General features: G+C 41.2%; 22 protein-coding genes and 8 tRNA genes. 18 read left to right on the top strand and 12 right to left on the bottom strand.

The genetic code is table 11. From position 1 onward, the window contains the following. Positions 1 to 75: 75 nt before the first annotated feature. From glsB to trmB, 3 genes are all read right to left on the bottom strand, one after another. Positions 76 to 993, bottom strand: a complete 918-nt coding sequence (glsB, locus tag HWV01_RS01710; RefSeq protein WP_211673795.1) for a glutaminase B — start codon at positions 991 to 993, stop codon at positions 76 to 78. Between the two features lie 162 nt (positions 994 to 1,155). After that, positions 1,156 to 1,494, bottom strand: a complete 339-nt coding sequence (locus tag HWV01_RS01705; protein ID WP_211673794.1) for a YggL family protein — start codon at positions 1,492 to 1,494, stop codon at positions 1,156 to 1,158. 12 nt (positions 1,495 to 1,506) lie between these two features. Beyond that, the gene (gene trmB, locus HWV01_RS01700) at positions 1,507 to 2,232 is read right to left on the bottom strand and encodes a tRNA (guanosine(46)-N7)-methyltransferase TrmB (protein WP_211673793.1); all 726 of its coding nucleotides are present in this window, start codon (positions 2,230 to 2,232) and stop codon (positions 1,507 to 1,509) included. A gap of 151 nt (positions 2,233 to 2,383) precedes the next feature. On the opposite strand from trmB, the gene mutY reads away from it, so the two are divergent. The 11 genes from mutY to HWV01_RS01645 all read left to right on the top strand — a co-directional run bounded on the left by mutY (position 2,384) and on the right by HWV01_RS01645 (position 5,883). Continuing rightward, complete coding sequence (gene mutY / locus HWV01_RS01695) at positions 2,384 to 3,457, top strand: A/G-specific adenine glycosylase (protein ID WP_211673792.1); 1,074 nt, start codon at positions 2,384 to 2,386, stop codon at positions 3,455 to 3,457. Position 3,458: 1 nt separating this feature from the next. Continuing rightward, on the top strand, positions 3,459 to 3,728 hold the full coding sequence (locus HWV01_RS01690; RefSeq protein ID WP_067045706.1) for an oxidative damage protection protein: 270 nt from the start codon (positions 3,459 to 3,461) through the stop codon (positions 3,726 to 3,728). Positions 3,729 to 3,792: 64 nt separating this feature from the next. Further along, on the top strand, positions 3,793 to 4,950 hold the full coding sequence (locus HWV01_RS01685) for a murein transglycosylase domain-containing protein (protein WP_211673791.1): 1,158 nt from the start codon (positions 3,793 to 3,795) through the stop codon (positions 4,948 to 4,950). A gap of 125 nt (positions 4,951 to 5,075) precedes the next feature. Next, positions 5,076 to 5,151: transfer RNA gene (locus HWV01_RS01680), tRNA-Phe, on the top strand. A 78-nt stretch (positions 5,152 to 5,229) separates the two neighbouring features. Then, a tRNA-Thr gene (locus HWV01_RS01675) sits at positions 5,230 to 5,305 on the top strand. 3 nt (positions 5,306 to 5,308) lie between these two features. After that, positions 5,309 to 5,384: transfer RNA gene (locus tag HWV01_RS01670), tRNA-Phe, on the top strand. A gap of 57 nt (positions 5,385 to 5,441) precedes the next feature. Continuing rightward, positions 5,442 to 5,517, top strand: a tRNA-Thr gene (locus HWV01_RS01665). Positions 5,518 to 5,520: 3 nt separating this feature from the next. Beyond that, positions 5,521 to 5,596, top strand: a tRNA-Phe gene (locus HWV01_RS01660). A gap of 50 nt (positions 5,597 to 5,646) precedes the next feature. Next, positions 5,647 to 5,722 (top strand) — tRNA-Thr (locus HWV01_RS01655). 3 nt (positions 5,723 to 5,725) lie between these two features. After that, positions 5,726 to 5,801: transfer RNA gene (locus HWV01_RS01650), tRNA-Phe, on the top strand. Between the two features lie 6 nt (positions 5,802 to 5,807). Continuing rightward, a tRNA-Asn gene (locus HWV01_RS01645) sits at positions 5,808 to 5,883 on the top strand. Between the two features lie 222 nt (positions 5,884 to 6,105). Here HWV01_RS01645 and HWV01_RS01640 read toward each other — a convergent pair. Then, positions 6,106 to 6,750: an OmpA family protein gene (locus HWV01_RS01640; protein ID WP_211673790.1), complete on the bottom strand. Its 645-nt coding sequence runs from the start codon at positions 6,748 to 6,750 to the stop codon at positions 6,106 to 6,108. A gap of 267 nt (positions 6,751 to 7,017) precedes the next feature. Here HWV01_RS01640 and HWV01_RS01635 point away from each other — a divergent pair, with 267 nt between their 5' ends. Beyond that, positions 7,018 to 7,809 (top strand): RelA/SpoT domain-containing protein, encoded by a 792-nt coding sequence (locus HWV01_RS01635; RefSeq protein ID WP_211673789.1) that lies wholly within the window; start codon positions 7,018 to 7,020, stop codon positions 7,807 to 7,809. A 101-nt stretch (positions 7,810 to 7,910) separates the two neighbouring features. On the opposite strand, the gene HWV01_RS01630 is transcribed toward HWV01_RS01635, so the two are convergent. The 4 genes from HWV01_RS01630 to HWV01_RS01615 all read right to left on the bottom strand — a co-directional run bounded on the left by HWV01_RS01630 (position 7,911) and on the right by HWV01_RS01615 (position 13,799). After that, entirely contained in the window at positions 7,911 to 8,249 is a 339-nt protein-coding gene (locus HWV01_RS01630; RefSeq protein ID WP_211673788.1) for a hypothetical protein, read from the bottom strand. Between the two features lie 107 nt (positions 8,250 to 8,356). Continuing rightward, entirely contained in the window at positions 8,357 to 9,220 is an 864-nt protein-coding gene (gene rpoH, locus HWV01_RS01625) for an RNA polymerase sigma factor RpoH (protein ID WP_211673787.1), read from the bottom strand. Positions 9,221 to 9,671: 451 nt separating this feature from the next. Next, positions 9,672 to 11,573, bottom strand: a complete 1,902-nt coding sequence (locus HWV01_RS01620; RefSeq protein ID WP_211673786.1) for a DmsC/YnfH family molybdoenzyme membrane anchor subunit — start codon at positions 11,571 to 11,573, stop codon at positions 9,672 to 9,674. Positions 11,574 to 11,609: 36 nt separating this feature from the next. Beyond that, entirely contained in the window at positions 11,610 to 13,799 is a 2,190-nt protein-coding gene (locus HWV01_RS01615) for a molybdopterin oxidoreductase family protein (protein WP_211673785.1), read from the bottom strand. 397 nt (positions 13,800 to 14,196) lie between these two features. Here HWV01_RS01615 and cobA point away from each other — a divergent pair, with 397 nt between their 5' ends. From cobA to HWV01_RS01585, 6 genes are all read left to right on the top strand, one after another. Beyond that, positions 14,197 to 15,015 carry a uroporphyrinogen-III C-methyltransferase gene (cobA, locus tag HWV01_RS01610; RefSeq protein ID WP_211673784.1) on the top strand — a complete coding sequence of 273 codons (819 nt, stop codon included), beginning with the start codon at positions 14,197 to 14,199 and terminating at the stop codon, positions 15,013 to 15,015. Positions 15,016 to 15,026: 11 nt separating this feature from the next. Then, complete coding sequence (gene nirB, locus HWV01_RS01605) at positions 15,027 to 17,561, top strand: nitrite reductase large subunit NirB (RefSeq protein WP_211673783.1); 2,535 nt, start codon at positions 15,027 to 15,029, stop codon at positions 17,559 to 17,561. Positions 17,562 to 17,693: 132 nt separating this feature from the next. Then, positions 17,694 to 18,020, top strand: a complete 327-nt coding sequence (gene nirD / locus HWV01_RS01600) for a nitrite reductase small subunit NirD (protein ID WP_211673782.1) — start codon at positions 17,694 to 17,696, stop codon at positions 18,018 to 18,020. Between the two features lie 34 nt (positions 18,021 to 18,054). Then, positions 18,055 to 19,794: a bifunctional protein-serine/threonine kinase/phosphatase gene (locus tag HWV01_RS01595; RefSeq protein ID WP_211673781.1), complete on the top strand. Its 1,740-nt coding sequence runs from the start codon at positions 18,055 to 18,057 to the stop codon at positions 19,792 to 19,794. Positions 19,795 to 20,065: 271 nt separating this feature from the next. Next, entirely contained in the window at positions 20,066 to 20,674 is a 609-nt protein-coding gene (locus HWV01_RS01590; RefSeq protein ID WP_211673780.1) for a MarC family protein, read from the top strand. A 67-nt stretch (positions 20,675 to 20,741) separates the two neighbouring features. Further along, positions 20,742 to 21,377 (top strand): bifunctional 4-hydroxy-2-oxoglutarate aldolase/2-dehydro-3-deoxy-phosphogluconate aldolase, encoded by a 636-nt coding sequence (locus HWV01_RS01585; RefSeq protein WP_211673779.1) that lies wholly within the window; start codon positions 20,742 to 20,744, stop codon positions 21,375 to 21,377. Positions 21,378 to 21,442: 65 nt separating this feature from the next. Here HWV01_RS01585 and trpS read toward each other — a convergent pair whose 3' ends face one another. From trpS to HWV01_RS01565, 4 genes are all read right to left on the bottom strand, one after another. Beyond that, entirely contained in the window at positions 21,443 to 22,444 is a 1,002-nt protein-coding gene (gene trpS / locus HWV01_RS01580) for a tryptophan--tRNA ligase (RefSeq protein WP_211673778.1), read from the bottom strand. A gap of 93 nt (positions 22,445 to 22,537) precedes the next feature. Then, complete coding sequence (locus HWV01_RS01575) at positions 22,538 to 23,209, bottom strand: phosphoglycolate phosphatase (protein WP_211673777.1); 672 nt, start codon at positions 23,207 to 23,209, stop codon at positions 22,538 to 22,540. Further along, positions 23,202 to 23,876: a ribulose-phosphate 3-epimerase gene (gene rpe, locus HWV01_RS01570; RefSeq protein WP_211673776.1), complete on the bottom strand. Its 675-nt coding sequence runs from the start codon at positions 23,874 to 23,876 to the stop codon at positions 23,202 to 23,204. Before rpe ends, HWV01_RS01575 begins: the two co-directional genes overlap by 8 nt. A 148-nt stretch (positions 23,877 to 24,024) precedes the next feature. Continuing rightward, the gene (locus tag HWV01_RS01565; protein WP_211673775.1) at positions 24,025 to 24,837 is read right to left on the bottom strand and encodes a Dam family site-specific DNA-(adenine-N6)-methyltransferase; all 813 of its coding nucleotides are present in this window, start codon (positions 24,835 to 24,837) and stop codon (positions 24,025 to 24,027) included. Between the last annotated feature and the right edge of the window lie 18 nt (positions 24,838 to 24,855).

Below are 24,855 nucleotides of genomic sequence, written 5' to 3'. Positions count from 1 at the left end.
ATCACTTAGATTTAACTACTTTTTTTCAATCACTGAATTCAATGAATAACAGCCACCCACGAGTAACCGTGATCGTTAGAAAATAGAATGACCAAAACGCTCACTAAACAATTCTAACAATGCTGTACCCGCTAATGAATTACCCGATTCATTCAGTTCTGGCGACCACACACAAACCGATAATTTCCCAGGGATAACAGCAGCAATACCACCGCCAACCCCACTTTTTGCAGGCATTCCGACACGGAAAGCAAAGTCACCAGATTCATCATATAAACCACATGTCGCCAGTAACGCATTTAAGCGACGAGTACAACGCTCACTAACCAAACTCTTGTTGCGATGACAAGGTATACCTTTTTTCGCTAAAAATGAGAATGCCGTGGCCAATTCCACGCAATTCATATTAATCGCACAATAGCTAAAATAGCTCTGTAATACCGTTTCGACATGATTACTAAAGTTGCCGTGTGATTTCATCAAATAAGCAATAGCGGCATTACGTGCCATGTGTTCAAATTCAGAATCTGCTACGTCATAATCAATATAGATATCAGTCGAGTTGGCCAGTTTCCGGAGTAATTCCAACATCCGTTGTTTCGGTGCAGAAAGGCGACTTTGCAACATATCAGCCACCACCAATGCGCCAGCATTAATAAACGGATTACGCGGTTTTCCTTTTTCAAACTCTAATTGAATAAGTGAATTATATGCTTGCCCAGAAGGTTCACGCCCAACCCTTGTCCATAACTCATCTTCAGAAAAACGCGTTAATGCCGCAGTCAATGCAAATACTTTCGAAATACTTTGAATTGAAAAACGTATATCTGCATCACCCGCTGTAAATACATCACCGTTAGCCATACACACAGCAATTCCCAATTGATTGGGATTCACATTGGCCAATGCAGGTATATAATCGGCAACATGGCCTTCGCCAATTAACGGGCGTATTTCGTCGAGCAGTTCTTCTAAAGATGCGTTAGAGAGCATAGATAACCTATTTAAAATGCAGTGTTCGATGTGCTGTAGATAAGCGGGAACAAAATGAAAGAAAAGGGAAATTGTCTGTGCGTAGAAATAAGACAACAAATAACCGACCGTTTAAGGAGATATATCTGAAAAACAGTCGGTTTTAGTAGCTAGTAAATGGGCTTATTCGCCTTCTTCACCGTACCACAAATCAAATAATGGGCTAACAATTAGGTTTTTAACACCTTTTGCTTCTAACCAAGTTTTCACTTCTTCACGTTGCTCTTCAGTACATTTACCGTGGGTCTCAGTACAAATCATACCATCCCATTGTAAATTTCCGTCTGCAGCAAACGCCAGTTTGTTTGGATCGATAACTTCAGCAATGAAACCATCTAAGATAGCGTCAACCTGCTCTTCAGTTGTACCCTCTGGGAAATCCCAAGAAAGATCAAAACCTAGCTCTTGGAATTCATCTACACGTAGTTTCTTACGTAGACGACGATTACGATTTTTAGCCATTATTACCTCGAATTACTTAGTACGTTTATAAATAATATCCCAAACGCCGTGCCCTAAACGGTGACCACGTTGTTCGAATTTAGTTAATGGACGCCAATCTGGACGTGGCACAAAATGCCCTTCTGTTGCGGTATTTTCATAACCGGGTGCAGCAGCCATTATTTCAATCATATGCTCGGCATAGTTTTCCCAGTCCGTCGCCATATGGAAGATACCACCTAAGCTAAGTTTTTGGCGAATACTTTCTGCAAATTCTGCTTGTACAATTCGACGTTTGTGATGGCGCTTCTTATGCCAAGGATCAGGGAAGAATAGCTGCATGCCACCTAGACCATTGTCAGGGATACAATCCGCTAGAACTTCAACAGCATCATGGCAGAATACACGTAGATTCGTTACTCCACGTTCACCGGCAGCCATCAAACATGCACCGACACCTGGAGAATGAACTTCGATACCAATAAAGTTTTTCTCTGGTGAATTAGCTGCCATCTCAACTAAAGATGCGCCCATACCAAAACCGATTTCTAGTGTTACTGGGTTGTCGTTACCGAAAACCTCATTGAAATCGAGCATGCCCATGTCATGATCTAGACCCATAGTCGGCCAAAAATCTTTCATAGCGGCTTCCTGGCCTTTAGTTAAACGTCCTTCACGTAAAACAAAACTTCTCACTTTACGGATACGTTTACCGTCTTCTGTTAATTCAGGTTCTGCTATTCTTTTATGTTCAGTCATTTTTTATCCAGTCGCCGTTATGACAGTTTCATCGCCATAAACATTATAAATTTATCTATTAATTCGGGCATTATCCAAAGATAGCTGAATTTGGCAAGTTTTGTGTGGCATAATTTCACCCTAAACTCCCCACATTTGCTAAAAATACCCGATGAAATCGCCATTAGAGAATAATAAAGACACATTTGCTCCACGGGCACTTGCTTGGTTTAAAGACTTTGGTCGTAAAGATCTGCCTTGGCAACAATACCACGAACCTTACCCGACTTGGTTAAGTGAAGTGATGTTACAACAAACCCAAGTCAGCACTGTGATCCCTTATTTCACCACTTTTATGGAAAAGTTTCCCACAGTTACCGATTTGGCTAATGCACACATCGATGAGGTATTACATTTATGGACAGGGCTCGGTTATTACGCTCGAGGCCGTAATTTACATAAAGCGGCACAATTGATCCGCGATGAATATCAAGGCCAGTTCCCAACCGAATTTGAACAAGTAATAGCATTACCCGGTGTTGGTCGCTCAACCGCGGGCGCAATTTTGTCATTATCATTAGATCAACCACACCCTATATTAGACGGCAACGTAAAACGCGTTTTAACACGTTGGGGTGCCATTGAAGGCTGGTATGGCAAGAAGGCTGTTGAAAATACACTGTGGGCACTATCAGAAGAACTGACACCGCAACAACAAACCGCTAATTATAATCAGGTGATGATGGATCTGGGCGCGACAGTGTGCACCCGTAGTCGACCTGATTGTGATATTTGCCCAGTGAATGAAGATTGTAAAGCACATGCTCTGGGTACACCAACAGCATTTCCAACCCCTAAACCTAAAAAAACAATCCCAGTCAGAACCGTGCAAATGTTATTACTAAAACAAGGTTCTACACTGTGTTTACAGCAGCGCCCACCAGCAGGTATTTGGGGGGGATTATGGTGTTTCCCTGAACGCGATGACAATTTATCACTGGAAGAACAGCTAGCACAATTTGGTATTAGTGAGTTTACTAGCCAAGAGTTGCCTGGATTTAGACACACTTTCAGTCACTTCCATCTTGATATCAGCCCATTGTTAGTAAAAATAAATGCGACAACAAGTACGCAAATAATGGAACCTCAAGGGACTCTTTGGTATAACATAGAGCAACCGGCAACTGTGGGATTAGCAGCTGCAACTAAAAAATTATTAACATCTCAAGCATTGAGAGAGGCATAACATGGCTAGAATGGTTTTCTGCACACGCTTACAAAAAGAAGCGGAAGGTTTACGTTTTCAAATTTACCCAGGTGAAGTAGGCAAGCGTATTTTTGATCATATTTGCCAAGAAGCATGGTCAGAATGGCAGCAAAAACAAACCATGCTGTTGAATGAAAAAAAATTAAACATGATGGATGAAAATGATCGCGCATTTCTAGAACAAGAGATGATCAAATACCTGTTTGAAGGTGAAGACGTAATCATTGACGGTTTTACCCCAAAAGCCTAATCCAATTGCCTAGCGTGATACTCTAGCGCTAGGCAAGTTTTAACCCAGAGAACAGTTTATCCACATGGTTATATTCCGAATTCTATTAATCGCTATCAGTTGCAGTGTATTAACCGCCTGCTCGATGAGTGACTATCAATATTCCGTCGAACTCGCCAGTCTTAATAACGCATCACAAGCGTTAGAACGCCTATCTTATCAACAATCTGATTACCGCGCTAAAACAGAAAGAACCGACGAAAAAGACAATACCGCACTTAGAACCTTAAAAGACAATTATCGTCAGCAAGTTATCGAACTTTGGGGTGATACTAAGCACTCGTTTTCGACGAATTATCGCTATATCAAATATACCAACAATTACCACAGCCGCTCAATTATCGATTTTCAACAAGGTCGCGTCCGTGTCGAGACACTCGCGCAACCAAATAGTCAGCAATATCTTAAACAGGCGATTGAGTACACGCTACTTGCCCCTGAACACCCTAAATACACAGATTTCTACACCAGTTACAGCTCTGAAATTAAAGGGAAGCCCTTTCTTTACCTACAAGTTAAAGACAATGAGGGGAGGTCAATAAAATGGCATTGGCGCGCCTCTCATTATGCTAACTATCTTATTAAGCATAAGCGTAAGCAAATAACGATAAATGGCCGCTCGGTAGACGCCGTGACGTTTACGTTAACCGCTAACCATATCAGAGTGCGTATGCAGCGCTACCAAGCCCAGATTAAGCAATCAGCGCAACACTATGGCATTGATAGCAACATAGTCACCGCCATGATCCAAGTCGATAGCTTGTTTAACCCCTACGCATTAAATCGCAATGGCCGTATTGGCCTAATGCAGATATCCAGTTCAATTGGCAGGGATGTATTTCATCAACAAAAGAAATATCCTTTTAAGCCACAACCAAACTGGTTATTTAATAACAATAACAATCTAGATATCGGCATTAGTTATTTAAATCTATTAGATAAACAGTACCTTAAAAATATTAGCAACCCAAAATCTCGCTACTATGCCACGTTAGCAAGTTATATTGCTGGACCTAAAAATATGCTGCAAACCTTCTCGAAGAACAAAAATGAAGCACTAAGTATAATAAATGGCTTATCTTCTTATGAGGTTTACCAAAGTTTCACTAATGCGCAATCTCGCGCTGAAATAAAAAACTATGTATACGAGGTAAACCGTCATTTTCGTCAACTTAACCGTTAAACGTCAACAAAACACACGTATTGATGATTAATCAGACAGCGCATAGGGTTAACGCATATTATTTTCACTAAACAGGGTGAAACAGTTGACGGATCGGCCTAAATTCTATTTAATAGCGCTCCATTGCCCGAATAGCTCAGTCGGTAGAGCAGAGGATTGAAAATCCTCGTGTCCCTGGTTCAATTCCGGGTTCGGGCACCAAAATTTGGAAAGAATAAAAAAGTGTAATATTGACTTGTTTTTTAAAATGAAGATGATATTATGCGACACGCATTTAGTGCCGACTTAGCTCAGTAGGTAGAGCAACTGACTTGTAATCAGTAGGTCGCCAGTTCGACTCCGGCAGTCGGCACCATTTGCCCGAATAGCTCAGTCGGTAGAGCAGAGGATTGAAAATCCTCGTGTCCCTGGTTCAATTCCGGGTTCGGGCACCATATTTAAAAGGTAGAGATATTTCATTAATAGGTATCTTTATTTAAAACGCATTTAGTGCCGACTTAGCTCAGTAGGTAGAGCAACTGACTTGTAATCAGTAGGTCGCCAGTTCGACTCCGGCAGTCGGCACCATTTGCCCGAATAGCTCAGTCGGTAGAGCAGAGGATTGAAAATCCTCGTGTCCCTGGTTCAATTCCGGGTTCGGGCACCATATTAATAAATAAAGATATATACCACTATCTTTATGAAAAAGCATTTAGTGCCGACTTAGCTCAGTAGGTAGAGCAACTGACTTGTAATCAGTAGGTCGCCAGTTCGACTCCGGCAGTCGGCACCATTTGCCCGAATAGCTCAGTCGGTAGAGCAGAGGATTGAAAATCCTCGTGTCCCTGGTTCAATTCCGGGTTCGGGCACCAAATAATTCCCCTTTAGTTCAGTTGGTAGAACGGTGGACTGTTAATCCATATGTCGCTAGTTCAAGTCTAGCAAGGGGAGCCAATTAAAAATACCCAGTTATTTATATAACTGGGTATTTTTTTATCCAAAATTTAGTCCTGCCTCGTATTTTAATTTAATAATCCTATATGTGAATACTATTCCCGCATTAGCTGAGCGCTTTAATCTATCAATACAAAAAAACCGAACACTTGGTTCGGCTTATGATACACCAACAACAATCAATATGACGTCAGCTGGTAACTCCGTATGTTTTGAAACTGATTAACTCGCAGTAATAGTAATTTCTACACGACGGTTAGCAGCACGGCCATCCTTTGTTTTATTTGACACAATAGGACGACGTTCACCATAACCACGCGTAGACAAACGACCTGATTTAATACCACGTTTATTAAGGTATTCACTCACAGATTCAGCACGCTCTTCAGAGAGTGTTAAATTCGACTCAGCACTGCCTACACTATCCGTATGACCAACAATACGTAGTGATGACTTAGGATACTCATTAAGAATTTTAGCAACGCTGTTTAAGCTTGAGTGAATATCACTACTTAAGTTATAACCCGCGGTTTTAAAACCAATACCCTTGGCCATAATCAACTGCAGTTCGTTTTCACCAACACGCTTAACTTGCACACCAGAACCCGTCAATTCTTGGCGTAATGCTTCTTCTTGACGATCAAAATAGTAACCAATACCACCACCGATTGCAGCACCACCAACGGCCCCATATATCGCTGCATTTTTCTTGCCCGTTGCAGCACCGATTAATGCACCTGCAATTGCACCACCAATGGCAGACTTCGTTGCTGTATTCGTTTCGTCTTCACCTGTGGTCGCATTTTGACGAGCGCAGCCAGAAAGAGCAGCAACAATCATTACTGCAGTTATTGTTTTTTTCATCATTGAATAAGCCTTAATTATAGAAACGATATTTGGGTATAAGTGTTCGCGAATACGCTAACTTGAATAAAATACAAGCGCTCCGTCATATTTACTAGTTAATAAACGGATTCCACGTGAATAAGTGATATGACTCTCACTATTCGCCAAGCTTCGTCACTTCTTACACAGCTTTACACTGCCCCACCTTGAATTGTGACTGGGCGCACTCATCTATTACTAAGTATCAGCATACAATGATGCAAATGCTTTTTCTAAAAAAGGATACCTATGTATAGCTTTCTCAGAACATCATTAATTTTAGTATTAATGCTAGCAGGTAAAGCGCCGCTTGAAGCCGCGACCATGCTTAGCCTTAGTCAAACTTCTAATAACGGCAGTGCAACTAACCGAGTTCGCACACAAATAAGCAAAGACTTAGCCGGTCTTTATCAATTGTCTGATATTAGCAGCAGCAATATCATGCAACCTTACAGCGATTTTGACTCACTTTATTCATTAGCTGAATCAGCACAAGATGAGTTAGCGACCCTAACTCAACAAATCGCATTAATGTCACAGACAAGTGCTGTGATTCCTGCAATCAAAAGCATTGAAAGAGCAAAAGCTAAGATTGCCAACAAACATGATGGCGCAGTAGAGAAAATTACCGATTTAGCCCGTAGCTCGCTTGTAGCCAAAAACAGCCATGAATTACTCAGTGCTTATGAGCTACTTGAACAAGAAACCGATATCATCCAAGTGAAAAACCGTTTTAATAGTCCAAAACAAAATGGTTACCGTGATATAAATTTATTAGTACGATTACCAAAAACACAGATGATAGTAGAAGTTCAGTTACATGTAGATCGTATTGAAGCAATTAAGAATGGTCCTGAACATGACAATTACGCCAAGATCCAAGAAATCAACCATAATGCCAAACAGCAGCAACGTGAGATATCTGAAATTGAATTATTTAAAGTTGCGCAGTTAAAAGAAGAGTCGAGCAATTTATACCAAGTGGCTTGGCAACAACAGTTAATGGTTGAACTAAAGACTAGCTTTAAACAGATGGCATAATCGCTTATTAACATATCAGAGTTAGCATGTCTTAGTTACAAAAAGGCCCAATCATAAAACTCATGATTGGGCCAACTCTCTTCTAAACTTAACACGAGGGTTTAAGCATAACCCCACTTCCAGTTAAATCGAATTTGATCTTGCAACCCAAAGCGTGTCATTAACCAAGGCACCATCGGCATCACTTTATAATGCGCACTTTTCTTCAGGACACTTTTACCTGTGCGGAAGAAGGTAACCTCTTCACCGCTATTTAAGAGCCGCACAACAATCCTTTTTTGCTTGCCTTCTTCCGGTATTACAACTTGTGCTAGGTTATATTCATGTGTCATTCCAGACCCGTTATAAACCAAAATAATTTGATCTTCAGTTAACTTATTACGCTCTAAGTAACTTTTAAGCTCACTACCCTGAAAACCAAATAAGGGATCTCTATTCATGTTTCTTTCCATCTATAATCAAATACAATTAAACGTTTATTTATTTTCTTGCCAAAAAAAATGAGGTCTCCATTGGAGACCTCATTTTTAACAATTCTATGTGCTCGTTATTCTGCAATAAACTCACGCAGTTTTTTCATTGCATTTTTTTCTAACTGACGTACACGTTCTGCAGAAACACCATAACGATTAGCTAAGTGTTGCAGTGTTGCTTTGTCTTCCGCTAACCAACGTGATTTAACGATATCTTGACTACGCTCATCTAATTCAGAAATTGCGTTAGTTAAACGTTGAGATGCACTTTTATCCCAGTTTTCACGTTCAACTTGTTGTGCAACATCTGAAGCGTTATCTTCTAAATACTGAGCTGGCGAAAAACTCATTGAACCTGAATCTTTATCGCTATCATCATCAGCATACAAATCAAATGCTTGATCTGAGTAAGACATTCTTGATTCCATTTCAACTACATCTTTAGTCGAAACGCCAAGGGTTTCAGCAACTGTTTGCACTTCAGCATTGGTAAACCAGCCTAAGCGTTTTTTTGATTTACGTAGATTAAAGAATAGTTTACGTTGCGCTTTAGTCGTCGCAACTTTCACTACTCGCCAATTACGCAGTACAAATTCATGAATTTCCGCTTTCACCCAATGTACAGCAAAAGACACCAGTCTTACGCCAACAGCAGGGTTAAATCGTTTTACAGCCTTCATTAAGCCGATATTACCTTCCTGGATTAGATCCGCTTGAGAAAGGCCATAACCTGCGTAACCACGAGCAACGTGAACAACAAAGCGCAAATGCGACATGATTAACTGACGTGCAGCATCGACATCACCTTCATTCTGCAAGCGTTCGCCTAGTTCCTTTTCTTGTTCAGCAGTCAACATTGGAATACTATTCACACCTTGGATATAGGCTTCAATGCTACCCTGAGGAACTAATGCCATACTTTGCATATCTTTGCTCATCAACAATTCTCCCGTTATTACACATTAATCCGCGAGATCTTATCACGACTGATGCTTATCGACAAATTCGATAATCCGCGTAACCCCACAAATAAAATATATAGTATTGAATATTTAAAATTGATAATTCAGCTTGCTGATAAATAACTAAAAAACAGTTACCTTATCGATGGCTGTATTATTTATGTACAATCTAGTTTAACCCTAGATTATCAAAGCTCTAGTTTAATTACAGAAAATTACAATAGCATGACAAATTAAAATAAATCAATCGGCCAATGCTAATCCTTTAATATGACTTTAACTAATCGATAAGATTCAATACTTCGCTAAACGTTTCTAAATTAGTATTATGTTCAAAATAAAAAGAGCAGCAAGCGCTGCCCTCATCACACCTTTCCTACAATTTATTCCAAGTCAGAACCATGTACTACAAGCCAAATACAGTCTATTAGTGCAAGTCAGGTATAACACCAACTTGTGGCATATCAGCTAAACCAACATCACGCGCATGCTGCTCAAAGCCTTTATTTTTCCAGAAAAATGCACCAGGCATTGTGGTCGGAATAACAAGTACATAAAACAGCGCTCGGCTTACTGTTGACACTAATGCAATTGATGCAATTGGCAATAACCATAACAAGCTTAACAAGCCAGATGGCGCTAATAGTGCCAGTAAAGTGACTGCAAGGATATTAATGGCAACGGTAAGATTACGTAATTTATACGTTTTACCAAATGTTGTGCATTGTACATAATGCGAAGCTGCACCTTCCCCCTGCTCTACATTGAGATGTTTCGCATGTGAATAAAGGCCAAACGCTTCAATCACTAATCCCGTGATTACAATAGGTGCCAACTCAGTCAGTAATGGATAAAGCTCAGCGTCACCGAACACAGCGACTAATGCCGTTAATAACGTGCCAAGTGCGATTGCAGAACCAACAAACGAACAAGCCGTTTGCCAATGATCCCAGAACGGACGCGCCTTAATACGATAACTGCGGTACATGTAGTACAAGCCTCCCGTGGTACCCACTAACGCCAGTGCACCAAAGAGTGACGCTACATAAGTAAAGAAGTGCATATCAAAGAACCACGCTGCACCTTGGAAGAAAGTAAATGCACCCATGAACCCAAAGAATAAGGCAACACCTAAACCCTCTCGACTGACAGGAGAGTGTGCTAAGTTGTTAAAGCCACGATAAAAACGCTTAGGTTTACCAAGATGAAGTGTCGACATTAATAAGCCGATAGCTTGCATCGCCATTAATATAACCAGCAATGATAAACCCGCACCTGATTCTGAAAATCCAGTTAAGCTTTCAATACCCAGTAATGGGCCAAGGAAAATAAGCGCAAATGCGCCCATCGCAGCTTGTGAAAACAGTGTGAATATCACCAATGGGTTTTCACGTGAACTCAAGCGTCCCAAATTCCACGATTGCTCTTTACCGTCTTTTTCATCCACAACAGAGCGGAATGACCCATCATCTTGTTTATGGTATTTAAGTGGCATGTTATCAGTACGCGTCATTTCACGCTGAGTACTGGTGGTCTGCTGGAAACGAATATTCGGATTGGTAATACTGGGATCAGGAAAGCCCGGAATAGATGTTTTCGCCTGAATACGGTTCTCAGGTGTATTTTCCACCACACCAAAGTTAAGTGCATTACCGAGACATGCAGAGACACAAGCCGGTTTTAACCCGACTTCCAAACGGTCTACACACATATTACATTTTGTTACCTGACCTTTAATTGGATCAAGTTGTGGGGCATTATATGGGCAAACCCAAGTACAATAACCACAACCAAAACAGGTATCAGGGTCTTGCAATACAGCTCCGTATTCAACATGTTTAGTGTAAGCTTTCGTTGGGCAACCTTTCAAACAAACAGGATCATCACAATGGTTACACGCCATTGAAATATTTATACGTTTGTAATCCGGATAGCTACCACTCTCGACATAACCAACACTTCGGAAGGCAATGTGTGCAGGGTTGTCATTTTTTTCACTACACGCGGCCTCACAAGCGTGACAACCAATACAGTTATCCGCAGTAAAGTGGAAAGCATGCTGTTTATTACGATTAGGGTTATCACCTACCGCTTTATTTTCATTAATATTCATTGAACGACCAACAGGTAGTTTCCCTTCGGTACGTTCGATTAAGTCTATTTTTTTACCGTATGTATTAACATCAAATATTTCTACATCTGATAATTTTGCGTAATGTTGCTCACCAACACGTTGTTCAAAGATAGGCGTACCATCTTTAACAACCGGTTTTTCTGCTGCACCTATTTGATCAAGGCGGTCTCTAAACTGTTCTAATTTATCTAACATAATTTATCCCTCTTATGTTATCGCGTTGCGCTTAACTTAGTACGTACGTCGTTCGCGGTTCATTTTCGCCGCCAGTTTCTGGTCTACATGTTCAATACGAATTGAACTCTGCTTAAATGCAGGCTGACGAGAATGCGGATCAAGTAGACCTAACGACAAGCGATTAACACAATCATGGAAATGGAATGGAATAAATACCGCGTTTGGTGCGACGCGCTGCGTTAATTGCACCATGACCACCGCATCACCACGGCGCGAAGCCAAACGTACATAACTTTGATGCTTGATACCAAGCTTAGCTGCAGCGTCTGGATTCATTTCCATATACGGCGTTGGGCTATATTTGTTGAGATTACCCATTTTACCGGTACGCGTACGGGTATGAAAATGTTCAACCACACGGCCACTGTTTAACCAGAATGGGTATTCATCGCAGGGGTGTTCGTTATTATCAATCCAAGGCAGTGGAATAAGATTCGCTTTACCCGTAGGGGTTGGGAACACGCCATCACTATATAAACGCGGATTACCAGTATTACTTTCATCTCCTTCACGGAAGGGCCATTGAATACCACGCGCTTTTTCAATTTTTTCGTAAGTCATCCCTGAAATATCAAGGTTACGGCCAGCGCCTTTGGACAACGCTTTCATTTCTTCAAATGCTTCTTCAGTCGTCACAGGAAAAGTGATTTTTTGACCATTTTCAAAACGTTTAGATAATTCAGAGAAGATCCAAAAGTCAGATTTAGAGTTACCTTTTGGTGCTTGCACATTACTCACGCGGTTAACGCGGCGCTCGGTATTGGTGAATACCCCCTCTTTTTCTGCCCATACCGCAGCAGGTAAAAACATGTGCGCATATTGGATGGTTTCTACGTCTTGATACGCATCCTGCACCACTAAGAAATCTAGCTTCTCTAATGTTTTACGAATACGCGAGGTATTCGGCATCGACGTCATCGGGTTTGTCGCCACTAACCATAGGCCTTTAATTTGCCCTGTTTCAATAGCAGGGAAAATATCAGTTTGTGCTAAACCACGTTTTTTCGGAAAGAACTCTGGGTCAATGCCCCAAAATTCAGCAATATCGTTACGATCCTTTTCTTTCTCTAATGCGCGATAACCAGGTAAGCCTGAACAAGAAGACCATTCACGTGTGCCCATCGCATTACATTGACCAGTAATAGATAAGCTCGTGCCACCCGGTACACCGATATTACCTGTGATAAGCGATAACGAATTACAGCCGGTAATCGCATCACTACCATGAGTACTTTGGTTCAGTCCCATGGTCCAGATACTCATAGCACGCCCAGCCTTAGCAAATAAACGAGCTACATGACGAATAGTATCTTCATCAATACCACATATTTTAGCGGCTGATGTTGGGTCAAAATCTTCGACACATGCCCTTAGTTCTTCAATGCCATTCGTGTATTTTTCAATATAGTCTTTATCTTCTAGACCTTCTTTTAAGATCACGTGCATTAATGAATTTTGTAATACGATATCGGTACCAGGACTAATGGGTAAATGGATATCAGCAAACTGTGCAAGCATAGTGACACGAGGATCAACCACGATAAGCGGGAAGTTACGTTGTTCTTTGGCTTCTTTTAAACGCCAATAAATAACAGGGTGCTGCTCAGGCAGATTAGAACCCCAGGCAATAAGGCAATCGGTGTGCGAGAAATCATCGTAACAACCGGGAGGCCCATCCGAACCAAATGAACGTTTATAACCTGATACGGCCGAGGCCATACATAAGGTTGTATTACCATCGTAATTGTTCGTTCCGATACAGCCTCGCGCTAATTTACCTAACGTATAAAACTCTTCGGTTAACAACTGCCCAGTAGAAACAATCGCAAATGAATCTTTACCGTATTGCGCTTGAATCGCTTTAATTTTATCGCCCATGGTATCGAGCGCGCTATCCCAACTCGTTTCTTTATACTGATCATGAATGTGATCACGCACAAGCGGATTATTACCTCGGCCCGCCGCGTCAAATAATTCATGTTCAAAAATACCCTTAATACACAATTTACCTCTGTTGACGTCTGCGTCAGCAACGCCTCGACTCGCAACTGCATTCCCTTGCTTATTAATACCGATCTCGATAGAACAACCTGTAGAACAATATCCACAAGTTGTATATTTCCATTCTTTTACCTGCTTATCCGCAATACGAATAGGCTTTTGATCCTTGCGTCCGAAAATCATAAGACGTCTCCATTGAATTGCTCAACACATTGGTTATTGTTTTTATAGCTTTGTTATAAACATAGGTGAGCAATAACCAAGCCACCTTACTTTAATTCACCATAAAAAGGATGATGTTCTTCTTTAACTGCATAAACACAGAGATTTTCCTGTCATTTGCCCACACGTTCCACCATTTTAACGACATCTGTTCTCAACAACTTCAACTTAACTGCACCATGGCTGTGCGTGAATGAAAAAACTGGTGCAACATCACAGTACTTAATCATCTAAAATCCCTTATATAAAACAAGGTATAGAAACAAACCTTTAAATATCAATAACTAACCCTTAACTTACAGAGTTGGCACTGTCTTTGCGTTAGTGAGTACAGAGCAGTACTACAGGGATGTGAGTCATGACAGTTGAATTAATTACCAAAGCGCAATCAAAAAATAACAACACGCTAGGTCAAGTGGCATTAGTAGGAGCAGGTCCGGGGGATCCAGAGTTACTCACACTAAAAGCATTAAAAGCGATTGAAAATGCCGACCTGATCTTGTTTGATAACTTGGTTAGCCATGAAATTAGAGCCTTATTTCCAACCCACACCAACGCTATTTATGTGGGTAAGAAAAAAGCAGACCATTGTATTCCACAAGATCAGTTGAATTTATTCATGGTCGATAAAGCTAAACAAGGTCTGAATATTTGTCGCCTAAAAGGCGGTGATCCGTTTGTATTTGGCCGCGGTAGTGAAGAACAACTTGTGCTCCATGCCCACGATATAAAAACAATCGTCGTGCCCGGCGTAACAGCGGCATCAGGTTGTACCGCCTACGCAGGGATCCCGTTAACCCACAGAGGTTTATCAACAGGCTGTACCTTTATTACTGGACACCTAAAAAATGGCCAGCTAGACCTCAATTGGTCGCAACTTGCACACCTTGAACACACCTTAGTGTTCTATATGGGACTCGGTAAATTAGCTGAAATTTCAGCGCAACTTATCAGCCATGGTTTAGCCAGTGATACACCTGCAGCCTTGATAGAAAACGGCTCGACACCACAACAAAGAGAATTCGTTGGCACAGTAGCTACATTGCCAGCACTCGCGATTGAACACCAATTACAAAGCCCTAGCCTGATCGTGATCGGTAAAGTTGTCTCTCTTGCAGAGCAACTGAGTTGGAGAGATCTAGAGCAAGCGGCAAAAAATCAAGAATTAAGCGCATAACGGAGCATGTCATGAAAAGAATTATAGTTGTCGGTAACGGCATGGTAGGTCACCATTTCATTGACCAATTTATTCAACAAGAAAAGATGGGTGAAGTGCAAATCACCACATTTAGTGAAGAATCTCGCCTTGCTTATGATCGTGTTCAATTAAGTGCTTATTTCAGCGGTAAAACAGCTGATGACTTAATGATGACATCGCCAGAATACTATGACGACAATGGCGTTCAGTACTTTGTAAACGATAAAGTTGTTAGTATTGATAAAGCCGCTAAAACAGTAACAACAGCACAAGGCCGTGTCGAGAATTACGACAAATTAGTACTCGCGACAGGTTCATATCCGTTCGTGCCGCCAATTCCAGGTAAAGACCAAGACCATTGTCTTGTTTACCGTACAATTAACGATCTTGAAGACATCACAGCATCGGCAAAAGAAAGTAAAGTTGGTGTGGTTATCGGTGGTGGTCTACTAGGTCTTGAAGCTGCAAATGCAATCAAGCAATTAGGTTTAGAAACCCATGTTGTTGAATTCGCACCTCGCCTAATGGCAGTGCAAGTTGATGATGGTGGTGGCAAAATTCTTCGTGACAAAATTGAAGAGTTAGGCGTAAACGTACACACAGAAAAAAATACCAAAGAAATTGTTAAAGGTGAAACGTGCCGTTACCGCATGAACTTTGCCGATGGTTCTCACGTTGAAACCGATATGATCATCTTCTCTGCCGGTATACGCCCTCAAGATGAACTAGCACGTTCATTCGACCTACAATTAGGCGAACGTGGTGGTATTCAAATTAACGATCAATGTTTAACCTCTGACGAGAATATTTTTGCGATTGGCGAATGTGCGTTATGGCAAGGACGTATCTTTGGTCTTGTGGCTCCGGGTTACCAAATGGCGAAAGTAGCTGTAGACCAAATTGTTGGTGCAGGTAATCTCGCGTTCACTGGTGCAGACATGAGTACCAAGTTGAAATTGCTTGGTGTTGACGTCGCCAGTATCGGTGATGCGCATGGCAATGCCGAAGGCGCACAAAATTATGTATTCACTAATGAAGCCGACCAAGTTTACAAAAAGCTGGTTATCAGCGAATGTGGTAAGAAACTGCTTGGCGCGGTAATGGTTGGTGAAGCGGAAGATTACGGTACTTGGTTACAAATTTATTTAAACGACATGGATATTCCAGGAGCACCTGAAAATATGTTAGTGCCACCAGCAGAAGGTGGTGCAGTAACAATGGGAATTGATGCTCTCCCTGATTCAGCGGTTATCTGTTCATGCCTTGATGTCACAAAAGGTCAGATTTGCGCAGCTGTACAAGATGGTGCAACCAGCATTGGTGATATTAAATCAATTACTAAAGCCGGTACAGGTTGTGGTGGTTGTAGCGCTCTAGTCACGCAAGTACTTAATGCCGAGCTTGAAAGCATGGGTGTTGAAGTAAACACCGACCTGTGTGAGCATTTTACTTACTCACGTGCAGAACTGGCGGACATAATACGGGTTAAACGTATTAAAACATTCGAAGCATTAATCACCGAATTTGGTTCTGGCCATGGTTGTGAAGTTTGTCGTCCAACAGTGGCCAATATTCTGGCGTCATTCTGGAATGATTACATCCTCGAAGACGATCATCTTGGTCTGCAAGACGTCAATGACGTTTATTTAGGTAACATGCAAAAAGATGGTACCTACTCTGTTGTACCACGGATCCCAGCGGGTGAAATCACGCCAGAAAAATTAATTGTACTCGGTGAAGTAGCTAAAAAGTATGGCTTATATACCAAAATAACAGGTGGCCTACGTATCGATTTATTTGGTGCGCAATTACATCAATTGCCCGACATATGGGCATGGCTGATCGCGGAAGGTTTCGAAACAGGTCATGCTTACGGTAAATCACTACGTACAGTAAAATCCTGTGTTGGTAGTACCTGGTGTCGTTATGGTGTGCAAGACAGCATGTCACTAGCCATTGATCTTGAGAACCGCTATAAAGGTTTACGCTCTCCCCATAAAATTAAGTTTGGCGTTTCTGGTTGTACTCGAGAGTGTGCTGAAGCGCAGGGCAAAGACATCGGTATTATTGCGACAGAAGGTGGCTGGGGTCTCTATGTTTGTGGTAACGGTGGTATGCGCCCTCGTCATGCCGATTTATTCGCTACCGACCTAGATACTGACACACTGTACAAATATATTGATCGTGTATTGATGTTCTATATCCGCACCGCAGATCGACTACAGCGTACATCAGTTTGGCTAGAAAACCTTGAAGGTGGCTTGGATTACCTTAAAGACGTTGTTATTAACGACAAACTGGGGGTTACAGCAGAGCTTGAATCTGAAATGGCCGCAAACATTGCTAACTACCAATGTGAGTGGAAAACAACGATTGAAAGCCCTGAAAAACTACTGCGCTTTAAGCACTTCATTAACTCTGAAGAACAAGACAGCGCAGTACAATTTGTTGAGGTCCGCGATCAAATCCGTCCTGCGACACCCGCAGAACGTGCTGGTCAAATCCCTGTGCTCGAAGTGAACTAACAGGTTAATAACCATCAGGTTCAACCTAACAGCAATCGATAACAACAATTATAACTGTTATCGGTTAACAACTATCTATAACAGCTGTTAGCGGGAGTCCTCACCCGCTAACAGCAGATTTAAGGATTTATTATGACGACTTGGACTCCAATTATTGCAAAAAATAAACTCATCCCAGATGCCGGTGTGTGTGCGTTAGTGAACGGTAAGCAAGTTGCTATTTTCTTTGACCGTAAAACGGATCAGTTATTTGCCATTGATAACTACTGCCCCGCGAGTAAAGCCAACGTATTATCACGCGGCCTTATTACCTCGGTAAAAGACGTTTTAACGGTATCATCACCACTGTATAAAGAACATTTCAGCTTAACCACAGGTGAATGTCTTGAAGATGACACTTTATCTGTACCAGTATATTCGGTACGTATTACAGATGGTATGGTGGAAGTAACAGCATAACATTCAGTATTGATATCATTTACAAGGAGTAATTATGTCGCCATGGCACTTACAAGGCAGTGCGACCTTCACCATAGGTCAGCGCTCTGTTGAAGGCATAAAAGCCCAAAATGAAGATGCCATAGGTATTCGTATTCCTGATGATTTACTGCTTACCACCAAAGGTGCTGTTGCCATTATCGCTGATGGTGTCAGCGCGTCAGAAGCAGGTAAAGAAGCCAGTGAAACCTGCGTACATAATTTCTTATCTGATTATTACTCTACACCGGAAACCTGGTCCGTTGGAAAATCAACAGGTCAGGTATTAACCGCGCTCAATCGCTGGTTATACAGTCAAGGTCGACAATTTTCCGATGCTCAAAAAGGCTACCTCACCACCTTAAGCGCCATTGTCTTTAAATCACATGCTGCGCATTTACTGCATGTTGGTGATTCACGAATATACCGTTTACGTAACAATAGCCTTGAGCAATTAACCCGAGACCACACCACTGTTGTTAATAGTAAACAGTCTTATCTAGCCCGTGCAATGGGCTTAGATGTCACCCTCGATGTGGATTATAAAGAAGTAGAATTGCAAGTCGGTGATGTGTTTTTATTATCAACCGATGGTTTGCATGATTTTGTTAGCGATAAATTATTACGGAATATGGTGCAACAAGCGCATACATCTGCAGAGAGTGATTTCGAAGCATGCTGCGATCAACTAATTCAACATGCGATGGCCAATAACAGTAATGATAATATCAGCTGCCAATTGTTGCGTATCGACAGTTTACCTAAGCTCAGCGCCGAAGATGTACATGTGCACCTTGCCTCCATGCCTTTCCCTCCCGCATTACGCACTGGGTTATCAATTGATGGACTAAAAGTCATTAAAGAGTTGCATGCCAGTAGTAGCAGTCATTTATATTTAGTCGAAGATAAGGAGACCAAACAGCAATACTGCATGAAAGCACCCTCGGTCAATTATATCGATGATCATGCTTATATCGAGCGTTTTACCATGGAGACCTGGATTGGATCACGACTGCATAATCCGCATATTTTAAAAATTGTCGAAACCAACAGGAAAAAAAGCCACCTCTATTATTTAATGGAAGTCATTGAAGGTATTACGCTAGAGCAATGGATAAGTCAAAATCCGAATCCGCCAATCCAAGATGTACTTAATATTGTAGAACAGGTCATTAAAGGCTTACGTGCTTTTCATCGTAAAGAAACACTGCATCAAGATTTAAAGCCCGGCAATATCATGATCGATAACAACAGCCAAGTTAAAATTATTGATTTTGGTTCTTGTTTCGTCAAAGGCATCGCAGAAATAGCGACCCCATTACAACGAGACAAGATCCTTGGCACAGCAGCCTACTCCGCCCCAGAAACCGTGATCAATGGTGATAGTACTGCGCAATCAGATATCTTCGCCATTTCAGTTATAATTTTTGAAATGCTCACAGGTAAACAACCTTTTAATGGCAAACTCGAAACCTGCCGAACCCAAAAGGCCTATCTTAATACCAAGTATATTCCGGCCTATGAACACAACCCATTAGTCCCATTCTGGTTAGATGGCACAATAAAAAAAGGCCTGCGCTTCAATCCAAATAAGCGTCATGCAGATGTATCCGAACTCTTATATGAGTTACAACATCCTAATCCCAAATATAAGAATAATCGTAAGCAAACATTGGTTGAAAAGAATCCGGAACGTTTTTGGCAAGTTATCTCACTATTATTACTCTTTGCTTTGTGCATTTCATTATTTAGCTAAGCCATACGAGGTTAAATCTAACCTTATATGTAAACATACGTAAAACACCTCAATATCATTGGGTATTAAATAAATGCGTATACTATACAAAGTATAATACTGATCTATAAAGTTGAACCTATTTAACCGCAGATCATTAAAAACCAACTGTATGACAGGAGCCCATTACCGATGAATAATGTGTTTACACTCATTATAAAAATAACGACGCCAACATTACTCCACACACTTTTCTGCCATCAGCACACACCTCAGTTAATAGGTAACCACTATGATTGATTATATATCGGTATTTATATTTTTCTTTGCTGTGATTGATCCAGTGGGAACTGTGCCTGTATTTATTGCAGCAACCAGTCGGTTTGATGAAAAATCAAAACGCAAAATTGCATTACAAGCAGCCTGTGCTGCGGCACTAATTTTGCTCTTTTTTATTGTCGCAGGAGAATTAATTTTAACGGCGATAGATATACCGTTACCAGCATTTGAAATCTCCGGCGGCATCATCTTATTTTTATTTGCGTTGACCATGATATTTGGTGATAGCAAACCCGATACCGAAATGCAGCTGGTCAAAGATGGCAGTGAGACAGCCATCTTTCCACTCGCAGTACCTTCCCTAGCAAGCCCCGGGGCGATGTTAGCAGCGGTATTACTCACTGAAAATTCGAGCTTTAGCATTTTTCAACAAATGCAAACCGCGGGCGTGATGCTGTCGGTATTATTTATCGCTTTTCTCTTCATGCTCGCAGCCAGCTGGATCCATCGCTACATTGGCAATAGTGGCGCCAGCATTATCAGTAAAGTAATGGGCATGATCTTGGCAGCCGTTGCGACCAACAGTGTGTTATCAGGTATTAAGGTTTATTTCTTACTTTAATGTCATGACATCTGGGCTATTATTCCCCAATAGCGACAGACAAATTTCAAATAGCAGGAGCATAACCATGTCTAAAGATCTAATTGCTAAATTAAAGCAATTCAAAATCATCCCAGTGATTCAAATTGATGACGCTTCACAAGCCGTGCCATTGGCTAAAGCCTTAGTAGAGAATGGTTTACCGGTTGCAGAAGTCACATTCAGAACAGAAGCGGCAACTGAAGCTATCCGCCTAATGCGTGAAGCCTACCCTGACATGTGTATTGGCGCAGGCACTGTATTAAACGCCGAACAAGTGGATAAGGCACAGGCTGCCGGTGCTGAATTCGTCGTGGCACCAGGGCTAAACCCAACCACAGTAAAATACTGCCAAGAGATTGGTATGCCGATCGTTCCAGGCATTAATAGCCCCAGTCAAATCGAGCAAGGCTTAGCACTTAACTTAACGTTAATGAAATTCTTCCCTGCTGAAGCGTCAGGCGGTATTGCAATGGTCAAATCCTTACTAGCACCTTATGTCGACGTTTCTCTAATGCCAACTGGCGGCATCAGTAAGAACAATGTATCTGATTACCTCGGTTTAGAGCGTGTAGTCTGTTGTGGTGGCACTTGGATGGTCGCGCCGAAGCTAATTTCGGCAGGAAACTGGGAAGAGATTGGCCGTCTCGTACGTGAAGCTGTTGCACATGTAGCGGAACACTAAATCACAAAAAAACCCTATACCAATATAATATAGGGTTTTAACAATTCTATCATTCAGTAATATTGTTATTTATTAGCAATAAAACCAACAGCCTCGTATGCTTTCGCTAACGTAGGAGCAGCACGCTCAGACGCTTTTTCAGCACCGACACGCATAATACGCTGTAATTCAGTCTCATCAGCACGTAACTCATGGTAGCGCGCTTGAATCGGCTCTATCATAGCGACTACTGCATCTGCCGTATCACCTTTCAAATGGCCATACATTTTATCTTCGTATTCAGGTACTAGATCAGCAACTGGACGTTTCGTAGCAATAGAAAGTAGCGTTAATAAATTAGATACACCCGGTTTTTCTTTATTATCAAAGTAAATACGCGCTTGTTCATCACTGTCTGTGACTGCACTTTTCAGCTTCTTAGCAATCTTTTTCGGATCATCTAATAACTTGATAAATGCTTTTGGATTAGCATCTGATTTTGACATTTTCTTCAGCGGATCTTGCAAGCTCATAATACGTGCGCCCAACGTTGGGATCATCGGTTCTGGTACTTTAAATACATCACCGTAGATATTATTAAAACGAGTCGCGATAGTACGCGCTAACTCTAGGTGCTGCTTTTGATCATCGCCTACTGGTACTTCATCTGCTTGATAAAGTAAAATGTCTGCAGCCATTAACACAGGGTAAGTATATAAACCTGAATTACTGCTGCTAGAGTTATTCGATTTATCTTTAAACTGCGTCATGCGGTTTAATTCACCCATCTGCGTATAGCAGTTAAGTAACCAACTCAATTGTGCATGTTCTGGTACTTGAGATTGTAAGAAGATAGTCGATTTTTCAGGGTCTAAACCACATGCAACATACATTGCTAGGCCTTCAAGCACCTGAGATTTAAACTCTTTAGGGTCTTGACGTACCGTGATGGTATGTAAGTCCGCAAGCATGAAATGACAGTCGCTGTGTTCCTGCATGTCCAGCCATTGATTGATTGCACCAATATAGTTACCAATAGTCATACTGCCAGAAGGCTGAATACCACTTAATACCACAGGTTTTGTCATAGATATATTCCCAATCTCTTAATTTATTCAATTGTGGGCAAGCTTACTTACCCAATCATGTTTATCACGGCTATTTATCGCTAAAGTAGGCGATTACTTTAATTTCACTGCCGTTAATAGCTCACTGATATCATCTGCCACAAAGTCAGGATTACTGTCACTAATTGGAATGCCGTAGTTATAACCATACGTTAAACCAAAGCTAGTGAAGTTTGCCGCTTGTGCTGCAATAATATCGTTCTTAGAATCTCCCACCATTAGCGCATCTTCAGCTTTAAACTGATAGTGATCTAAGCAATGTAATAACGGTAATGGATTAGGTTTTTTCTCAGCCAGCGAATCGCCACCAAGTATCAGTTCAAAGAACTCACTGATACCCGCTAATTCAAGTACTGGCGTGGTTTGAACCATAGGTTTGTTGGTCACTATAGCAAGTTTAAACCCTGCCTCTCTCAGTGCTGTTAGCGTTTCTTTTACATTTGGGTATAACACGCTGTGTGTATATACATTTGCAGAATAGTGCTTTAAAAATGACGCCAGCGCATCATTAAATAATGCAGGATCAATATCATCAGATATATTAACACTGCCCGATAACGCACGCTGCACGAGTACTTGAGCACCATTACCAACCCAACCGCGCACTTCATCTTCCGAGAAATGAGCACGTTCAAAATCACTCAGCATACAATTAACGGCAGCTGCAAGGTCAGGTACACTATCAACAAGGGTACCGTCTAAATCAAAACAAATAAGCTTAAACATTGGCTTTTTCTAACTCCGAACGCATTTCATCAATGACTTTTTTATAGTCTTCTTGGCCGTAAATAGCAGAGCCTGCAACAAACATATCAGCACCTGCTTCTGCAATTTCACGGATATTATCAACTTTAACACCACCATCAATTTCAAGAATGATGTCATGACCACTGGCATCAATCAATTTACGTACATCACGTAATTTTTGTAAGGTGGAAGGAATAAAACTTTGACCGCCAAAACCAGGGTTTACCGACATCAATAAAATCATGTCCAACTTGTCCATCACATAATCTAAGTAATGCAGAGGTGTCGCAGGATTTAATACTAAGCCAGCTTTTAAACCATGCTCTTTAATTAGTTGCAAAGAACGGTCTACATGATCAGACGCTTCAGCATGAAAAGTGATCATTGATGCACCCGCTTTGGCAAATTCATTAATCATATGATCAACCGGTCGTACCATTAAATGCACATCAATCGGAGCGGTCACACCGTGATCACGCAATGCTTTACAGATCATTGGACCAATAGTTAAATTAGGGACGTAGTGGTTATCCATAACATCAAAATGAATGACGTCAGCACCAGCAGCTAGTACAGCATCGACTTCTTGGCCAAGGCTAGCAAAATTAGCAGACAGAATTGAAGGGGCAATCAGAAAGTTTTTCATTTAGCGTGCTCTCAGTTGTTATTATTCCATTACTCTGTGCAAATCTTACCCTAAGTTAGCCCCTAGGGTAAAATAATAAAACCAGAATAACACTGACAACTCAGCATTGGCCGATAAATTAAAGCGAATAGTGTTAATACATTAGGATTTAGCTGTATAACGCCAACAGTTCGTCGACTTTATTACGCTTACCAGCATTACGGCTGATGGTGCGTTTAACCTGAACAACCTCAAATATAGAACCATGATAAAGTTCACGCGTTAAAGGAATGTCATGATTCGAAATCAATATCGGGATCTGTCGCTCTTGAGCTGTTTCACGAGAAACTTTAGCCAGTAGCGCCTGATCATCCAGACTAAATCCATTGGTCGCATACGAAGTAAAACTTGCTGTTGTACTTAATGGCGCATACGGCGGATCACAATAAACCACATCATCACTGCGTAAACGTTTATAAACTTCAGAATAAGATTCACAAATAAACGTGGCTTTTTTCGATTTTTCAGCAAAAAAACGTAATTCTTTTAACGGGAAGTACGGCTTCTTATAAGAACCAAATGGCACATTAAAACCACCCGATTTGTTATAACGACATAAACCATTAAAGCCATGACGATTCATGTAAAGAAACATTAACGAACGCTGATAAGGGTCACGAGTTTTGTTAAACTTTTCACGTATTTTATAATAACGCTCTTTATCATTAAATTCAGGCGTAAAGAAACGCTGAGCATCGGCAATAAATTGCTCAGGTTTTTGTTGCAGGATCTTGTACATATTAATCAAATCAGGATTAATATCATTCAACAAGTACTCGTCATAATCAGTATTTAAAAATACTGAGCAAGCGCCAACAAACGGTTCAACTAAACGCTTACCAGCCGGTAGTTTTTCACGTAGACGATCAACCAGAGAATACTTACCTCCGGCCCATTTTAAGAAGGCTCGCGTTTTCTGCATTTGTGACTTATATCGCTA

The sequence above is a fragment of the Moritella sp. 5 genome (assembly GCF_018219455.1).
GTDB lineage: Bacteria > Pseudomonadota > Gammaproteobacteria > Enterobacterales > Moritellaceae > Moritella.
The sequence above is the reverse complement of the archived record's forward strand: the minus strand, read 5'-3'. Positions and strand labels throughout refer to the sequence as shown.

Bases quoted from the DNA above. Each gene is read 5' to 3' on its own strand.
- glsB (WP_211673795.1), bottom strand. From the start codon at position 993: ATGCTCTCTAACGCATCTTTAGAAGAACTGCTCGACGAAATACGCCCG.
- HWV01_RS01705 (WP_211673794.1), bottom strand. From the start codon at position 1,494: ATGGCTAAAAATCGTAATCGTCGTCTACGTAAGAAACTACGTGTAGAT.
- trmB (WP_211673793.1), bottom strand. From the start codon at position 2,232: ATGACTGAACATAAAAGAATAGCAGAACCTGAATTAACAGAAGACGGT.
- mutY (WP_211673792.1), top strand. From the start codon at position 2,384: ATGAAATCGCCATTAGAGAATAATAAAGACACATTTGCTCCACGGGCA.
- HWV01_RS01690 (WP_067045706.1), top strand. From the start codon at position 3,459: ATGGCTAGAATGGTTTTCTGCACACGCTTACAAAAAGAAGCGGAAGGT.
- HWV01_RS01685 (WP_211673791.1), top strand. From the start codon at position 3,793: ATGGTTATATTCCGAATTCTATTAATCGCTATCAGTTGCAGTGTATTA.
- HWV01_RS01640 (WP_211673790.1), bottom strand. From the start codon at position 6,750: ATGATGAAAAAAACAATAACTGCAGTAATGATTGTTGCTGCTCTTTCT.
- HWV01_RS01635 (WP_211673789.1), top strand. From the start codon at position 7,018: ATGTATAGCTTTCTCAGAACATCATTAATTTTAGTATTAATGCTAGCA.
- HWV01_RS01630 (WP_211673788.1), bottom strand. From the start codon at position 8,249: ATGAATAGAGATCCCTTATTTGGTTTTCAGGGTAGTGAGCTTAAAAGT.
- rpoH (WP_211673787.1), bottom strand. From the start codon at position 9,220: ATGAGCAAAGATATGCAAAGTATGGCATTAGTTCCTCAGGGTAGCATT.
- HWV01_RS01620 (WP_211673786.1), bottom strand. From the start codon at position 11,573: ATGTTAGATAAATTAGAACAGTTTAGAGACCGCCTTGATCAAATAGGT.
- HWV01_RS01615 (WP_211673785.1), bottom strand. From the start codon at position 13,799: ATGATTTTCGGACGCAAGGATCAAAAGCCTATTCGTATTGCGGATAAG.
- cobA (WP_211673784.1), top strand. From the start codon at position 14,197: ATGACAGTTGAATTAATTACCAAAGCGCAATCAAAAAATAACAACACG.
- nirB (WP_211673783.1), top strand. From the start codon at position 15,027: ATGAAAAGAATTATAGTTGTCGGTAACGGCATGGTAGGTCACCATTTC.
- nirD (WP_211673782.1), top strand. From the start codon at position 17,694: ATGACGACTTGGACTCCAATTATTGCAAAAAATAAACTCATCCCAGAT.
- HWV01_RS01595 (WP_211673781.1), top strand. From the start codon at position 18,055: ATGTCGCCATGGCACTTACAAGGCAGTGCGACCTTCACCATAGGTCAG.
- HWV01_RS01590 (WP_211673780.1), top strand. From the start codon at position 20,066: ATGATTGATTATATATCGGTATTTATATTTTTCTTTGCTGTGATTGAT.
- HWV01_RS01585 (WP_211673779.1), top strand. From the start codon at position 20,742: ATGTCTAAAGATCTAATTGCTAAATTAAAGCAATTCAAAATCATCCCA.
- trpS (WP_211673778.1), bottom strand. From the start codon at position 22,444: ATGACAAAACCTGTGGTATTAAGTGGTATTCAGCCTTCTGGCAGTATG.
- HWV01_RS01575 (WP_211673777.1), bottom strand. From the start codon at position 23,209: ATGTTTAAGCTTATTTGTTTTGATTTAGACGGTACCCTTGTTGATAGT.
- rpe (WP_211673776.1), bottom strand. From the start codon at position 23,876: ATGAAAAACTTTCTGATTGCCCCTTCAATTCTGTCTGCTAATTTTGCT.
- HWV01_RS01565 (WP_211673775.1), bottom strand. From the start codon at position 24,837: ATGCAGAAAACGCGAGCCTTCTTAAAATGGGCCGGAGGTAAGTATTCT.